Annotated in this window: 13 protein-coding genes and 1 pseudogene; 8 read left to right on the top strand and 6 right to left on the bottom strand. The window is 58.2% G+C overall.

Annotation, left to right across the window (positions count from 1 at the left end; all coding sequences use genetic code 11):
• Positions 1–54 precede the first annotated feature (54 nt).
• Positions 55–960, bottom strand: a complete 906-nt coding sequence (locus tag B0G80_RS17645; protein WP_116119732.1) for a LysR family transcriptional regulator — start codon at positions 958–960, stop codon at positions 55–57.
• A gap of 1,124 nt (positions 961–2,084) precedes the next feature.
• Here B0G80_RS17645 and B0G80_RS46880 point away from each other — a divergent pair.
• Positions 2,085–2,350, top strand: a pseudogene (locus B0G80_RS46880) (hypothetical protein); the annotation flags it as partial.
• 512 nt (positions 2,351–2,862) lie between these two features.
• On the opposite strand, the gene B0G80_RS17635 reads toward B0G80_RS46880, so the two are convergent.
• Positions 2,863–3,672, bottom strand: coding sequence for an H-NS histone family protein (locus B0G80_RS17635; RefSeq protein WP_116118815.1), 810 nt, complete (start codon positions 3,670–3,672; stop codon positions 2,863–2,865).
• 801 nt (positions 3,673–4,473) lie between these two features.
• On the opposite strand from B0G80_RS17635, the gene B0G80_RS47815 reads away from it, so the two are divergent.
• A complete protein-coding gene (locus B0G80_RS47815) occupies positions 4,474–5,334 on the top strand; it encodes an SET domain-containing protein (RefSeq protein WP_116118814.1) in 861 nt (286 codons plus the stop codon).
• Between the two features lie 941 nt (positions 5,335–6,275).
• Entirely contained in the window at positions 6,276–6,731 is a 456-nt protein-coding gene (locus B0G80_RS17625; RefSeq protein WP_116118813.1) for an HU family DNA-binding protein, read from the top strand.
• A gap of 256 nt (positions 6,732–6,987) precedes the next feature.
• On the opposite strand, the gene B0G80_RS17620 is transcribed toward B0G80_RS17625, so the two are convergent.
• The gene (locus tag B0G80_RS17620) at positions 6,988–7,419 is read right to left on the bottom strand and encodes a hypothetical protein (protein WP_258878898.1); all 432 of its coding nucleotides are present in this window, start codon (positions 7,417–7,419) and stop codon (positions 6,988–6,990) included.
• An 861-nt stretch (positions 7,420–8,280) separates the two neighbouring features.
• Between B0G80_RS17620 and B0G80_RS17615 the strand changes: the two genes are divergently transcribed.
• Together B0G80_RS17615 and B0G80_RS45880 are read left to right on the top strand one after the other, a co-directional pair.
• Entirely contained in the window at positions 8,281–8,433 is a 153-nt protein-coding gene (locus tag B0G80_RS17615; protein ID WP_164862532.1) for a hypothetical protein, read from the top strand.
• A 210-nt stretch (positions 8,434–8,643) separates the two neighbouring features.
• On the top strand, positions 8,644–9,141 hold the full coding sequence (locus B0G80_RS45880; protein ID WP_309568773.1) for an aldo/keto reductase: 498 nt from the start codon (positions 8,644–8,646) through the stop codon (positions 9,139–9,141).
• Between the two features lie 24 nt (positions 9,142–9,165).
• On the opposite strand, the gene B0G80_RS17605 is transcribed toward B0G80_RS45880, so the two are convergent.
• Complete coding sequence (locus B0G80_RS17605) at positions 9,166–9,861, bottom strand: glycine zipper 2TM domain-containing protein (protein ID WP_116118810.1); 696 nt, start codon at positions 9,859–9,861, stop codon at positions 9,166–9,168.
• A gap of 1,266 nt (positions 9,862–11,127) precedes the next feature.
• Between B0G80_RS17605 and phaP the strand changes: the two genes are divergently transcribed.
• The gene (phaP, locus tag B0G80_RS17600; protein WP_116118809.1) at positions 11,128–11,622 is read left to right on the top strand and encodes a TIGR01841 family phasin; all 495 of its coding nucleotides are present in this window, start codon (positions 11,128–11,130) and stop codon (positions 11,620–11,622) included.
• Positions 11,623–11,918: 296 nt separating this feature from the next.
• Positions 11,919–12,440 carry a hypothetical protein gene (locus B0G80_RS17595; RefSeq protein ID WP_116118808.1) on the top strand — a complete coding sequence of 174 codons (522 nt, stop codon included), beginning with the start codon at positions 11,919–11,921 and terminating at the stop codon, positions 12,438–12,440.
• A 293-nt stretch (positions 12,441–12,733) separates the two neighbouring features.
• On the opposite strand, the gene B0G80_RS17590 is transcribed toward B0G80_RS17595, so the two are convergent.
• Together B0G80_RS17590 and B0G80_RS17585 are read right to left on the bottom strand one after the other, a co-directional pair.
• Positions 12,734–13,780, bottom strand: coding sequence for an SDR family oxidoreductase (locus tag B0G80_RS17590; RefSeq protein WP_116118807.1), 1,047 nt, complete (start codon positions 13,778–13,780; stop codon positions 12,734–12,736).
• Positions 13,781–14,647: 867 nt separating this feature from the next.
• Positions 14,648–14,887, bottom strand: coding sequence for a hypothetical protein (locus tag B0G80_RS17585; protein ID WP_116118806.1), 240 nt, complete (start codon positions 14,885–14,887; stop codon positions 14,648–14,650).
• Positions 14,888–15,151: 264 nt separating this feature from the next.
• On the opposite strand from B0G80_RS17585, the gene hfq reads away from it, so the two are divergent.
• Positions 15,152–15,418 (top strand): RNA chaperone Hfq, encoded by a 267-nt coding sequence (hfq, locus tag B0G80_RS17580; protein WP_116118805.1) that lies wholly within the window; start codon positions 15,152–15,154, stop codon positions 15,416–15,418.
• Positions 15,419–15,569: the final 151 nt, after the last annotated feature.

Genomic DNA, 15,569 nt, shown 5'->3' with positions numbered 1-15,569 from the left:
TCGTGAAGCAATCATTGGCCAGCCAGCCGTAACGAACCGTTATGGCTGACCAGGTTATGAGGCGTGACGCGCGGCCGCTCGGACCTGAAGATGGGACACTAGACTCTCTGCGGCTGGTGACAGACTCTCGCGTTTCCGGATTGCAATGCCCAATTTCCGTTTCGCCCACGGCTCTGCAAGCGGCACTTCAGTGATACCGAGACGCTTGACGAACAGCTTGGTGAGGTTCCGCGGCGCGATGCCGATACCAAGTCCCGACGACACCATCAGGCACAGAGCGTCGTAACCCGTGACCTGGATGCGCAGTCGAAAGTCCTTCTGAAGCCGGATAGCCGTCTGCGTGAGCTGGGTGTTAATCGCGCTGCCGGTTCGAAGCCCGACGAAGTCCCACGCGAGCGTTTCCTCGAAACGAACATTCTTTTGGCCTGCAAGCGGATGGTCACTGCGCACGATGACGCTCAACTCATCTTCCTCGTAGGGCAACGTCTCAATACTCTCGCCATGCGGTTCAACCGTGTAGATGCCAACGTCTGCCGCGTTCTCAGCCACCGACCTCACCGTTACTAGACTATTTCTCTCCTCGAGACGTATCTCGACGGCAGGATGTGTCTCGAGAAACGTCGCGAGGTCGTCAGGGAGAAACTGGGTAATGGCAGAGATGTTGGAAAAGACGCGCACCTGCCCACGAATGCCCGACGCGAAGTCGAGCATCTCAGCGTGGATGTCATCGAGGAGATTTACCGCGCGGCGGGAGAGATTCAATAACGCGTAGCCGGCTGCGGTGGGTTCGACGCCTTTGTGATGTCGGGTGAGGAGTTGGGTGCGCAGCGTATCTTCAAGCGCCGTGATGCGCTTACTTATCGCCGGCGCGGCAATATGCTCTCGCTCTGCCGCAGCTGCAATGCTTCCTTCTTCAATTACGGCAATGAAGAGGTTGAGAGAGACAGGGTCTAGCTTCACGGTGAGGTCCAGAAAGCAGGTAATACCTCCAATCTTAGCTTGTTGCGACCTAACGGCCGTCAAGATGAGATGTGCCTCCTCCTCCGGGCTTCCGTGCCCCATCTAAACCATAAGTCTGCTTTGGTAGACGGTCATCACGCACCAAGTTTTCGCTTGCCTCTGACCGAAGACGTTTTGCTCGAACCTGTCTTGTTTGTACACGGATTCTGAGGAAGAGTGCATTTGCCCACCCATCACCGATACGCGGGGTCTTTACAGTTATTGCTTTCGGAAAAAGAGCTTGGCGTACGTTCTTTACCCAAATATGATTTCCAGCGCTTTTTTTGGATGTCTCTGGAAATAATCGTTTCGCTCATGAAAGTAGCGGTCGATAGCCGTCATAGCGTCAACGGTCGACGTATAGTTACTATTATGAATAATTGCACGCGCCATCCCGCTGAAGACCGATTCGATAACATTGAGAAACTGCGCGCTTGGCCGACCAGTCCAACAGAGTCATAGGACAGCAGCAAACAGAGAAGTTCCGCTTCCCAACCATGCAGCAAATCCCCGAGCCTCAGCTTCTCGCGAGTCGCCTCCCGCCTTCGAAAATTTTTTGCAGGCAAATCTCCCACGCACGCGGCCAGATTTCTGCCCGCAGCGCGTCCCATGCGAAATCATCACCCCTGTTGCGCGGTATACATAGTGCTGCCCGTTCCGCGGTGCAGCCGCGCGACTGGTCGGACATCAACGGCAGCGGTCGCGGGACAACCGGTACTGTGGGATAGCCTTGAGACACCGGACAGGGTGGCGAAGTTAGCGCCCTGAGGCGAACGGCTGACGGGCGACGCTGGCTCCGAGGGGCACCTAACGATGCTTCGGAACGTGTCTGATGGCCTCGCTCAGGATAAGGCGGGGCTCAACTTCACCAAGGGGCATTCACAGAAACAGGAGATGTACGCTAGAGAGAATTCTGCAACTCGACCGAGAGGCGGGGAGTAATAACGCTGGCGGACATGAACAGCACACCGGAGGTGAGTGAAGCTTGGTCCTCCTTCTGGCGCAACGAGCGATGGTTTGCTCTCGCTGCGCCAGCATCGAACCGAAACATCAGGCTCAAAGTGAGCACAGAAACGCTTGTGGACATGCTGCGAGAAGTCGAAGCCAACGACCCGATTGACTAGCGGACCTTCCGTTTGGAGAGCAAGAACTTCGACGCCTCGTTATGACTTCTCTCGTCGAGCGTCATCGCCAGGTCGAAGCTGGCAACATGTCGGTGTCCGACATCCACGCGCTGTACCTGCTAAGCACCGCGAAACTGGTTCTTGAAAACACGGTGCTTCACGCCAGGTTGCTCCTGCTGCAGGGACAGCAAATTGACGTGCAGTCGCTCCTGGCTCCATTCACGATGGTCGCAGCGACAAAACCGATTACGACAATGTGCTCGCCCGCGTCGATGAATTCACGGGGCTCGAACTGGGTGATATCTTCAGCCGAGAAAAGGTCATCGAAATATCGCTACACCTCTGGTCGCGTGACGACATATCGTGGCATACGGGAGACTGGCGGGCCCCACCACTCGCCAGTTGATGGTAGCCGGAATGAGGGCCAGCAGCGCGTGAACATCGCCCCGACCAAAGGCGGCGTATGCGTCCTTGACGACCTTCATCGCGTTGCCCATGTCAATCTCCCGGGCGGTAATCAACGAAAAAATAGGGGAGTACGCAGACGTGGACGGACGCGTAACTCCGCTATCGACAGTTACTGCGTCCTATCATAGAACCGGTCGAGTCAAGATTCACGCTGCAGTGCGGTTGCCTTCGCGCTGCACTACCAAGCCGGCAAGTTTATGGCAATCGTGCAAGCCGACGCCAGCGAGACGGGTATGTTCCCTCCGGCTGCCATCAATCGCCAATCGCTCAATTACGCGCTCAATTCGACCGAGGCTTCCGGCACCGCGGTGACATCGGAATTTGCAGCAGGCGCCTTGACCGCCGTAATCTTCCTGGCAGCCGCCTTCTTCGCGCCCGGACGCTTCGCTGGCGAGGCAACGACCTTCTTCGCTACAACCTTCTTGCTGGTGGCAGGAGGTTTCGCGGTGACAGTCTTCTTGGGAGCTACCACCTTCTTCGCTGCGGGTTTCTCGGTAGTAGCCGTCTTCGCCACCGCAGCAACGGCTTCCGCACCGGCAATCAGGAACTTCGCCCTATCCTTGGCGCCAGACAGCCACGCCGGAGCCGGACCGCGCCCGCTCCAAGTCGCACCGGACTTCGCGTCGCGATACTTAGCCGGCTGGGGACCTTTCGGCTGACGCGTGCCAGCAGCGGCGCTGACTGACGACGAGACCTTCTTGCCCGCAGTCTTGGCCTTCTTCGCACTTGCCACGCCTGCAGCGACAACTGAATCGGCACTACCCTCAATCAGGAATCTGCTGCGGTCTTTCGCGTTCGCAATCCAACCCGGCGCGCGTCCGTGTCCGGACCATGTAGCCCCTGTCTTCGGGTCCTGATATTTCGCAGCGGACGACTTGGCGATGACCGCAGATTTAGCTGCGGCTTTCGGTCCACGTTTCTTGCCACCAGCATCCGCATCGATGTCGGCAGTTGTCAGGCCGTGCGTTGACATCAATTCACGAATCTTCTCGATTACAGCACTCGACTTCTTCGCGATGAGTGCGTCTGCTTGGTTCTGCAGTTTTTGGATTTTTGCTTGCAAGGATTCCAGGGGCGTCATTCGCACCTCCGTCGTTGAGATGCCGGCACTATGCCATGCGCAAGATGCATTGCGCTACTTCTAGCTGGATGGCCGAATAGATAACCGAACATTCTTTAGTGGTTCCTCGGCGCGCCATACCTCTTTTTTCGGCGTCTGACGAGCGCGCCGCATCCAATCGCAACAAGCGAGACTGTCATCAGACCCGCGCTCATGCCGGTCGTGCTGCGGGAGTCGCTCGGACTCGAAGCAGCAGAACCGACCGTAGGCGAAGAGGCCTGCGTCGCAACCGGCTGCGGAAGCGCTACGCCGGCGGCACTGCCTTGGCGAACGAGCGAGGCTTCCGACGTCGGGGAGGCCGGAGATGCGGTGGACGTCCTTGCCAAAGCAAGACTGGGCCGCCTGAGAGAGGCGACAGGGCAAAACTTTTTTGCGCCATCGAGAGCCTCCGTATAGAGAGAACCACGACTCTCCACTTTGAAGGGGATGCCGAGGTTCTCGCGGTAGAGCTTGCGGCTTGCTCCCGCCCGCTATACGGAGCCGAGTACAAGTCACAAGGTGTTTGAAAACTGCGAGCTACGGGTGATATGAAACAGGAACGACAGCAGCGCGGCGACGTTCACATCCTCATCGATTGGCCTCAGGAAGAGGAAACCAGTTCGGCGGCAATTCGGACAACCTGACCGCCGGAGAGGTCGGGAAGCAAATGCGCATCGTCGAAACGTCAGCGGCCGCACCGCGCCCGTTGACAGCGTCTAATGGCTTCGCCACCATCTGACACAGCACGAGAAAACCCGCTTACTTCCGCATGGCACTGACGACGTGACCCAGACTGTCCGAAATTCCCACCCCCGTTTTGTCACACGGCGTTCGCCGGTGCATGGCCGCGGGCTGTTCGCCAACCGCGCCATCGCCGCTGTCGAACTCGTCTGCGAATACAAGGGTGCGCGGGTCACCTGGCGCGAAGTGCTGCGCCGGTGCGCCCGCGACACCTCAGAATCGGACCATACGTTCTACTTCGACCTGGACGATGGCACCGTCATCGATGGCGGCGAAGGGGGCAATAACGCACGATGGCTCAATCACGGGTGCGTGCCGAACTGCGAAGCCGAAATCGTTGACCGACGCGTGTTCATCCGCGCGTTGCGCGATATCGCGCCGGGTGAAGAGCTGACCATCGACTATGCGCTGTCTGTCGAAGGCCGCCACACCACTGAACTGAGGGCGCGCTTCCGGTGTCACTGCGCGGCCCCCGGCTGTCGTGGCACCATGCTGCAGAAGCGAAGAACTGGCCGCCGGAAAGTCGTCGCAAACGACGCCGTCAGGGAGACAGCATCGGACCCGCGGGCAGTGGGTGCTGGTGCACCGCGCAGCGCAGCAGGTGAAACCGCGGTACAACAACAGCGTCAATATGCCGCTCCCACGGTACGGATAATAGAGAGGCCGGACACCGGCTCAATCGTGGTCACATGGCGGGAGCCCGGACGCTGCTGCTATACAGAGCAGCTCTGGAAACTGACTAGAGCGCCATCGGCTGGCCAGTGCGTTTTCTCGGGTATTCCGGTGCATGCAGGCGACAGCGTTTACATGCCGTGTGGAGACCCTCGACCGGTCAATGCCGACTCACTGATTATAGAGGAAAGCATTGCAGGCATGGCAGTCGGCGACGGGTGCATAGCCTGAGGTAGCGCTGTCGCCACGAATAAAACGGCGCAGGGATTGCTGGCCTAGGCCGGGCGGCGATGTACACTCCCGCCGTGTTGCGGACTCCGCATGAGGTCGTCACAGGCACGGAGAAAGCATGTGGAAATCCTTAAAATTGCGGCGGTATTGTTCACAGTGGCGTCAGCCATGTTTGCTGATGGAAGTATGTCGAAATCTGGAACCCGTCTGAAACTCGCATGGTACCCAACGGACACCGACACCCGACTTCTCCGAAGCCTGCGAAACACGCGTCGGCGCCCCGTGTCTTCGGGCCAGCCAGCGACTGGGCTTCGCTTAATGTATTGACATCGTGAAGTGGTGATGGCGATGGGGAGGACGTAGACATGCTTGCGGGAGCAAAGATGAATGAAACGGCGCGCAAGCCGTCCGGCTGCAACGCACACTGAAAGACCAATGGCTAGCCGCAATCGTATCGCAACTGCCGTCGACTGCGACGGCAGTTGCAGCTCAGTCAATCCATACTGATTGATACACGGCTGGTCAGCCAGTGTGCCGACAACGCCGGTCCGCGCTCGCCGAGAAAACGTTCTCGCACGCGGTTCGAGTCACACGCCGATAGCATTGAGCTTCCGCAAAAGCACCGCTGTGTCGCGCTCCTACCCTCGCTCCGCTGACGGCGTCAGTCGGGCAGGGCTTCCAGCGAGGACAGTCAGGGCCAGCAGCGCTGCTTCAATCCGGTCCGCAGGGTCTCACTGGCCCAACGTCCCTAAAGCAGAGTACTGGTCACAGCTTTATTAACTTATATGCCAAAAATCCCTTCATTTAAGGCCTCAGACGTTGCGCCTTCATGCCGGTCTTGTTACGCTGGCGCCCAACCCGAGGATTTGTACCTTTGCGTTAGTCGGTGACGGTGCAAAGGCAAAGGTCTTGGGCAAACTTTGACTAGACACGAGGAATTTATGGCAACAACAGCTACGAAGAAAGCCGCCGCTCCGGCTACGAAGAAAGCCGCCGCTCCGGTTACGAAGAAAGCGGCAGCACCGGCCAGCAAGAAAGCTGCTGCACCGGTTGCGAAGAAGTCTGCTGCGGCTGCTCCCCTGAAACCTATCAAGGACTCGTTCACGAAGGCATCGCTGACCGTTCATCTGGCAGAGCGCTCAGGCGTCGAACCCAAGGCGGCAAAGGCGTTGATGGCTGCGCTTGAAGAAACGGTGCTCGCATCGATTCACAAGAAGGGCGCGAAAGAGTTCACGCTCCCCGGCCTGCTGAAGGTTGTCGCGCAAGACGTACCCGCCAAGAAAAAGCGCTTCGGCAAGGACCCGTTCACGGGTGAAGACAAATGGTTCGCGGCGAAGCCCGCTTCGGTGCGGCTTAAGGTGCGCCCGCTGAAGAAGCTGAAGGACGCCGCACTGTAAGCGAAAGTGTTTTGACGTGATAGCGTCCCTCGCGACCAAAATCCGAGGGGCGTTTTTATTTGCGACGCACGACGTCGGCGTAGCAATTGGATAGCGCGTCGTTTTGTGAGGAACCGGTTCTGGTTGAGCGCCCGCCATTTCCTTCTGAAGGACCCGCTCGCGCGTGAGTATGACGCACGACACTTCTCGTCCGTGCCGAAAGCCTCACTACGGTGCGACGGCATTCGACGGCGGCAAGCCTGGCGATGAAAAGCCTTCAGGCCAGCTTTTTAACCTGTCGCGTCGCTCGCTCCGAACCAAGGAGACCCTCGAGCATCCGGGCCTCAGCTTTCGCGATGTCGTTGAGGGAAGCAGCGCTGAGTTGCTCACTGAATACAGCAAGAGCGGTGGATAAAGGCAAGTAACCTGCATCGCAAACACGCCACCCACCGCCTGCGTGCTCTTGGGCGTTGATACGGATAAGTGCGGCTTGTGCCGATTCAATCTCGCCCGCTGCGCTTGCCCAATGACCCAGCCGTCCGAGTTCTTCCGCAATCAGCAGGGTTCGACCAAGCGCTGAAAACAGGTCGCGTGAGCCGTGGCCCCGTCCGAAAGCATCCAGTGCAATGTAGCACCGCATAAGCATCGTCTGCGTCACGGACTCAAGTGAAGCGTGGCTGTAAGTCAGCGCGCGCAGTAAAGGTGACATAGCTGGGCGGCTGTGTTTTCGAGAGCGAATTTTGCGGTTCACGTTCAGTTATCTGGTAGCGCGGTAAGCGGTCAATATGTTGAGTTAGATGGACGAAAAGCAAGATGGCACGACCGTTTTTGCCGAGCCTCTATCCAACCGTCGACCGCCTTGCTACAAATGCGATGACACGGGAAGCGTTCCGGCAGGCCGCGCCGGACGCACAACCCGACGCGGAGACTTGACGCTCGCTAGCGTCGCGAAGCGATGGTGGTTCGCAAGCCTGCAAGAACACTCATCAAGCTTGCTAAGTCCACTCGATTTTGTCGGTTGCGATGCGTTTGCTCTCAGTGGCGCCTCTTCTGCGCCCTGCTTTGCACGGACCGCTCGGCATCGGCCAGGCGGATGCATGCTTGTTCAGGTCTGCCCGGTGCATGGCTCGCAAGCGAGGTTAGGCCAAACATCATGAATTGGGCGGTGGTCGCGTCATTCGTGGTGACGGCCGTATGGATTCTCATCACGAACAAGCTCGACGACGCTGATGCGGTCCCCACGACGCATCCAGTTGGCGTCCTTGGGACCACGGTGCTGGCGTTCTTCGTTGTGGAAATAGGCGACAAGACACGAATCGTTACTCGGCGAACCGTATCTTACCGGCGATGTTACGAGATATACGCGGGTATAAGTTCTCGATGCCCAGCACTATCAACGCGATACGTTGGAAGAATGGATTTTCCAACCCACCGCGCGTACCGTATTTTTCATGTCGGTCGCGTTCCCGCTGTGCGCTCGCATCGCAGGGTTAGCACATCTGCTCAGCCGCAGGAGAACGACATCTCCAATTCGACTATGTACCGGCACGCGGGAGCACAGGAGCTTGCCATGTTCATCTATTCGATAAGATATCGCGATGTTTGCGGCCGCTGGTCGGTTGCCTTCGTACAGGCCGCTTCACAGTCCGACGCAGAGGCGATTGCAACCCGCCGTTATGGCGCTTTCCATTCCGCCAGCCGAGCCGGCTCACAGCAAGCATGACTAAGGCAGCGCAGATGCTGGACCTGAATCAGCTTCGGGGAGCATCAATGGAAGCTTTGAAGACACACGGAACCGAACTTCCACGCGTCGGATTTGGCACATTCCGCATGGCACGTAGTGGCTGCCAGCCGGTAGTCGAGAGTGCGCGCGAGCTCGGATATCGACACATCGACACTGCCGAGACGTAGAAGAACGACGAAGCCGTAGGCGCTGCGGCAGCAGCCTCCGGTCTCGCACCCAAGCAAGCAACTACATCTGACGACCAAGGTATGGCACGAGAACCTCGAGTCGGAGTCGCTCCATCGCGCACTGGACGTCAGCCTCGGCAAGCTTGGGGTCGACTACGTTGACCTGTACATGGTGCATTGGCCGTCGTGTGATACGGACCTCGGCGCCGTCATCGAGACAATGCAAGGCTTTCTGCAGAAGGGCACAGTTCGCTCAATCGGTGTGTGCAATTGCAACGTGACGATGCTCCGAAAAGCTGTCGAGGAAATCGGCGCGTCCATTTGGGTCACTTACTTCATTGAGCTCGTGGTCGTCTACATGCTGACCGGCTGGCTGCCGACGCCGATGAAGGAAGCGGGAATCCCGATGGCACAGGCCGCAGTCGTGACGGGTATGTGCATGTTTGGCAGCACCTTCGGCACCATTCTGATGGGCTGGCTGATGGCCCGCATGAACATCCATGTCGTGGGGTCACCATAAAGGTCCCGCGGGTTTGGAGCCTTATTACGACGCGCTCAGGGAGTCGCCCAAGACATGAACGCGCTCACCCACCTGGACCGGCGGCTGCGTCGTGTAGTTGAAGTTCCGGTAGCCACCATCCTGCATCCTGACCTGCACCTGGTAGCTCGTCGCCTTGCGCACAGCATGCTCGATACCATTGCCCGCCAGGCCGCCGCCGACGGCGCCGGCAATCGTGGTCAGGATGCGCCCTCGTCCCCCACCCACCTGATTTCCCAACAGCCCGCCAGCGACGGCCCCGCCTACGGCCCCGAGACCCGTTGTGGGCTCGGATTCCTGGACCGTATTGACGGCAACTACTTCGCCAGCGTTCGGGTCGACGGCGACTGGCCTCGGCGTAGGTGTTGCCGAAGATTGATATGCGTCGCTGTTCGCATACCTCGCAGCTTGCGCAACAGGCACGTGGGGGTGATGACGGACATGCGGCTGGGCGGGCGCCTCGTCCCGGGTCACCCGCTGCTCCGCGTTCGGTTGCGGTGAAGCAACCGGCGCGCTGGCGATTTGTGCCGCGACCGGCATAGCTTGCGTCGAAGGCGCCGTCACAGCGCCGGACGTGGGAAGGATGCCCGTCATCGCCGCGATACCCGTAGCGCTGGCCAGAATGACGGCAACGGCTGCGCCTGCAACCAGAGGGTGAATGCGGCCATGCTGCGGTGAACTGGAAATCGGGTTGGTGCTCATGTCGCGCTCCTAGTGTGTGTCAGCAAGAACGCCGTAGCCGACAGAACGGTGCACCGGGTCAGCGTGAAATTTGTAAGCAGTTGTAGTCGCTACGAAAGGTTCAAGGGGAAGCCTGTTTCTTCGCCGGCCGCAAAAGAGGCAAAAATGCCCGCGGTCTGGCAAGCGCTTACGCGCCGCAAGCCTGAACGAAACAGCGGCGATATTGCTAGCGTGTAGAGCCGTCCCTCGACCCGATAACTGAGCGGGACGACGGGAGCATCTTGGAAATGTTGGGGCGCGAGGAAGTTGGCACCGGCACCACTCATGCGAGACATCAGAAGAGAACGTCAGGCATGAGAATGCCAAGACTCAGTAGGCGAAGAATCGCTCACCCTTGCTCGTCGTTTCGGCTGGCGCGCCCTGACCGGTTTTGAGAAGGGCTCGGGATGCGCTGTTCCCTGACGGAGCTCGCGCAGTCGTCCCACACCTCAATGGCCAACAGAGAGCCGACGTGATGTTTTCAATGTTGTTGGTCGATGATGAGCCGGGATATCAGGTCCGCCTGGCAACTGATAATTGAACTCGAAGGCTATCGAACATCATTTACCCACCCTCGTTATTACAGACTGGACGATGCCACGGATGAACGTGGGCGAGAACAATGAATAATCATCGGCAGACCTTTAACCTACGGCAGGCGAAGTCAGCTGGTCTGCTTTTCTCCGAAAACCCTGCCAGGTGCACGTCTTTGTGGATACGACACGTCGGTTGTGTCTGGAGCAGCTCAAGTCTCGCCGCTCGCGCCTGCATATCGTTTGAGGGGCGGTGAAGAATCGGTCGTCGGCATCATACGGATGAGAAATCGACCTCGGTGGGTCTTGATTGGGTCCCCGAATTTCATCTGCTAAACACCCTCATGAAAGCGTCAACGACCATGACGCCGTATGTGCAAAAAACATTGTCGCTAGGAACGTTCTCAGTTGTCACGTCTTGCGTTGCAAGGCTTCCATTCCGCTCGATGGCAACCAGGGAAGGTCCATCCTCTAAGATGGCGCGGTGAACTGACCGTTGCGCCACGTGTGGCCCACTCCCTTCAAGCGATGTTCGCGCAGCGCGTAGTCGCGGATGTTCCCTCGTGCCGTCGTCCCCACGCCGAAACTCTTTGACTTCCTGAGGGCGCCCCGTACAATGGGCGCATGTTGCGGTGCAGCATTCGCACTTTCTGGCATCTTGACGCGTGCCTGGCTTCACTCGTGGCCCCTTGCCGCACTACCTTACGGAGCAGTGATGAGCACACTTACCCCTCAGCAGTTGATTGCCGCCCAGCAAGCCAACCTGGACGCGTTTTTTGGCGTGACGAACAAGGCATTTGCAGGCTTCCAAAAGCTGGTCGCGTTGAATTGGCAGGTCAGTAAGGCGGCTCTTGCCGAGACCCAGGAAATCGTGACCAAAGCCATTTCGGCCGGCAACCCGGGCGCTCTGCTCGCATTGCAAGCGAGCCTCTCGCAGCCCGCTGCGGAAAAGGCAGTTGCCTACGGCCGCATCGTTCAAGAAATCGTGTCCGAAGTTCAAAGCGAGATTTCAGCCGCTGCGTCAGCGCAAGGCGAGAAATTGCAGCGAGATACCCAGGGGTTTATCGAAGGCCTCAAAAAGAACGCGCCTGCTGGAAGCGAATCAGCCATCGCTGCGTGGAACTCGGTCTTCTCTGCGGCGAACGCGACCTACGAATCGGCCAACAAAGCCGCAAAGCAATTCGTCGCTACAGTGTCCACCGTCCAGTAAGACCGCTGTTCTCCCTTTGCGCCTGCGGGTCTTCAAATGCGAACCTAGGTTCGCATTTGTCCTTCCGCTATTGAATGTTCCGGGAAGCGACGAATGTTGACCGTGACTCGATGTGACCGAAGCGTTGTCGCGCCACGAATGGCCATGCCGGCTCGCGACAGCTTACAGCGCTGCCGCCTCGCTATCAGGACACGTCGACCTTTCTACGAAGATACGCCGGCATACGGTGGCGACCGGACAAGGCATTGCGCCCACGCAGGGCATCGACCCCAGCAATGAACTAACGGACCGACAGCATGGACGACCGATTTGAAAGACGAGAACTGTTGCTCCACCTTGGCGACATGCTCGACGCTTTGAACTGTTTAGGCATGGCGAGTGAACCAGGCGCCCGCGTCACGCATGTCGTGCAGAAAGATGATGCTTTGCAGACCTTCGAATTCCTCCGGGCGCTAGCTCCAACGATGACGCTGCCAGAGTTTGGCGCACGGTTCGCCAGTGCGTTCTCCCAGTGGCCACGGGAGTTGCTTGAGACGAAGCTCAACCGGGACGCGTTAGCCTCAGCCGTTCAGCGCAACCTTTTTGAGGGTAACCCCGACGGCTGGAATGCGTACGTCGCTCTCATTCAAAAGAAAGTGCCTTGGTTTGGAATCGGCCTTCCCGGAGTGAAAGGGGAGGTGTTGACAGAGCCGGCGGACGGTGCCGCAGATAAGACGACACCGGTCGAGCCGAATGCCCCGGCTGTGTCACCCGTGGAGTCGTCCCTACCTAACGAGAAAAGGGGGTGGCCTTGGCCAGAGCCGAAGTCGACGTCCTGAGGCAGGCGATTCGTGACGTCTATTTCGAACTCAAGGTGACCCAGCGCTTTATGTTCTAGCCCACGCACCGTCAGGCCGTGCTTCCGGCCGGCTTGTGGAATTCCACCTAGACATGCCGCCCCTACCAACAACCTCCTCCTGACCCGGAACAAGATGGCGATGCGCAATCCGCGCATCGCTTACGTCCGCGACTTCATTCTTGGATTGTTCAATCCCGAATCAGAGGCTTGACCATTCCCACGTACAACCTTGTAGGTGTTGGTCCACACACCGCGGATGATTGCACGCAGATGTCAGGGGATGTAACCCTGCCGTCTAAGGTCCTCCAACATCTCGAGATACATCTCTTCGCTGTCGATGCAGTCGTGGAATCCGTGCTTGCGCGCCTTGATAGTGCTCGTGATGTTGTCGAACGTTGACTTGAAAATCATGTCCCCAAACTTCCAGGACACAATGTCTTGGTAGGCGTAGGGACGAAGGCCGTGCTGCTGTACCAACTGATTCCACAAGCCGGCCTTGTCCGCCATCATCTGTTGCAGTGACATCGGGAACGGCTCACCAGGGGAAACATCAAAGAATTCGGCCAGCCGAGGCCAAACGCGAGACCACCGGAAGTAGTCGCCGTTGGTGATGTTGTAGACCTCTCCCTGGCAATCCTTCGTTTCACCAGCCCAATCGACGGCTCGGGCGAGGACTCTGGTGTCCGTCACTTGATACAGCGCGTCGTAAGCAGCGCGAGGCCCAGGGAACGACATGGGGACCCCAAGAGCTTTCGCGAGCGTTCCGTAGACGGCAATCACCATCAAAAGGTTCATCGGATTGCCGACTGCTATCCCCGCAACCCCCTCGGGGCGAAAAGCGGTCCAGGACCAGGCTTTCCCCTTTGAGCGCTCGCGAAGAAAGTCCTCCTGGTCATAATAGAAATTGGGTGGCATGTGCCGGGGGTCACTCTCCTTTGCAGGAGAGAGAGGCATCGCTCCAAGATGTACACCGTACGCCTTGCCCCCTTGCATCAGAGTGATATGTCGGAGATTCGGAGCGTGCTTCTCCATTACCTCGACCATGTTCATGAGCATCAGCAGATTCACTTCGACCAGCTCGGCAGGAGTCGGTTTCTCCTGATAAGCCGCGAATACGAGATGCGTCGCATCCGGTACCTGCGAAAGAAGTGCCTCACAGGAATCACGGTCAAGAAGGTCCACCGGCAGGTGTTTCGCACGCGAAGGAAAATCAGGCGTTCGACGCGAGACAGCGACCAGATTCACATTTTTATCCTCGTAATGAGCGAGAACTCCGCGACCAATTACTCCGACAGCACCAGCAACGACAACGGTCTTCATGGTTTCGAAAATCTCCTGTTTCTGCGATAAGTTCTACGCCGACAACGACACTCCCCCGCTTAGGTCGCGCACATTCTTGACATTTTCATGACTAAACCTAGGCGACAAGCGGGCAGACTCAATCCGAGTTTAGGTGTTATGTGGTCGGCATGAGTAATAAGAAAAACGACTAGCAGCAGCAAATCTTCTTATGCAAGACCACGTTTCGGCGTCGAGCCACCGGCAACCCATGGCGCGACGAGGTCTATAAGATTATCCAGCCCCATTATTCGCCGCGCCTCCGGCGCTCAGCACGCTGACGTCGCGCCGCCCGGTATGGTGCCGCGCAAGCACGTTCCACCGGAGCCCGTGTCTTCGACACGATGAACGCACTGTCGGAGACCAGTTTGGGCGTTTGACGGAGAACGTAAAGCACTTCTACGCGCTATGTGTAGGTCAAAAATTAGTTCACTGCGCACGACTGGCGGCAGGCACCGGAGGAGCATTGTTAGCCGGCGTTAACTGAGGTTCTCCGGTACTTCCACCGCTGCTCCTTCGGCGTTGGACGAGAGCGCCGAATCCCAACCGCGACAAGCAAGGCCATCATCAGGCCGGCGCTCATGCCAGTCGCGCTACGGGATTGACGACCCTGGTCCCGGGGACGCTTCGGGCGCGGACGGATACGCGTCGTCCGTAGTGGCTGACAAAACAGCAGGCGTGCCTCCTGGGGACACTGGGGGAAATGAGCGTTCCCGCCGCGCTGACAAACGGGTCAAGTCCTCCGATTTCGTAGCACGTGCGCGCCGTACGTATGGCGTCGGCGTCGCCCGCCCGAGAGCGTGTCCGGGACCGCAGGAGATTCACTTGCCGACCGTTGGTCGGCGATTTTCATGGGTGCGGCTTAGCCGCACCCGCCAGCACCCGTTCGAGCGCCATCGACCTGGCCGCTTCCTCCGCTTGTTCGGCCGTATCGAACACCCTGCCCGACACATGCACCCTGTGCCACTCCGGGTTATCAGACGCGTCACGGAAAATGCGAAAGCGCGCGCAGTAGCCACGTGGCGTAGCCGGTATCACGTCGATGTCGACGGACGCATTTTCTATCTGATGCCTGACGAAGCCGTCCATGCCACCCTCCTGACGCCTGCGTTGTACGCAGAAATCCTAGCATAATGGTCGTGACGCGGTAGGTGCGTTGCACCAAATCACCGGGCATCAGTCAGACGCTCGATGACTTCACACTCGTTCGACTTCAATGGTCACAGCCGGGGTCAACCTCGTGACACGTTATTACTCAGGATGTCTAACCTGAATTAAAATTTCGTGGTACTGTCGTGTTGGTCGTAAGGTATCATCGGTACAATTGAAGGACCAAATGCCTTGAGCTCGAACATGACCCCACGTCCAGGCGTGCAAGACAATTTTTTGCAGACGCTTGTGAATGACAAGACCAATGTAAGCGTGTTCCTCGTGAACGGCATCAGACTGAGCGGTCAACTGGCCGCCTTTGACCAGTTTGTGGTGCTGTTAGAGTCTGGCCCAGGTGTGCAACTTGTTTTCAAGCATGCCATTTCGACCGTGATGCCGGTCAATGGCAGGGGCCTGGCACGCGACCGAACCGAGGCGTCGACGCGTCGCGACGAGCCGAGTCACTTGTGACCTCGCGTCCGACGAGAACTGTCATGACATGTTGTGGCCTACGGTTCGTCGGCGCGTAACGACGCGAGGTAGACAACCTGCATGCCATGCAGAAAAAAATGACCCGAGTATTTTTTCGGGTTCCTAATGGACGACTGCCGCGTCGGGTCAA

Source organism: Paraburkholderia sp. BL6669N2, assembly GCF_003387275.1.
Classification (GTDB): domain Bacteria; phylum Pseudomonadota; class Gammaproteobacteria; order Burkholderiales; family Burkholderiaceae; genus Paraburkholderia.
The sequence above is the reverse complement of the archived record's forward strand: the minus strand, read 5'-3'. Positions and strand labels throughout refer to the sequence as shown.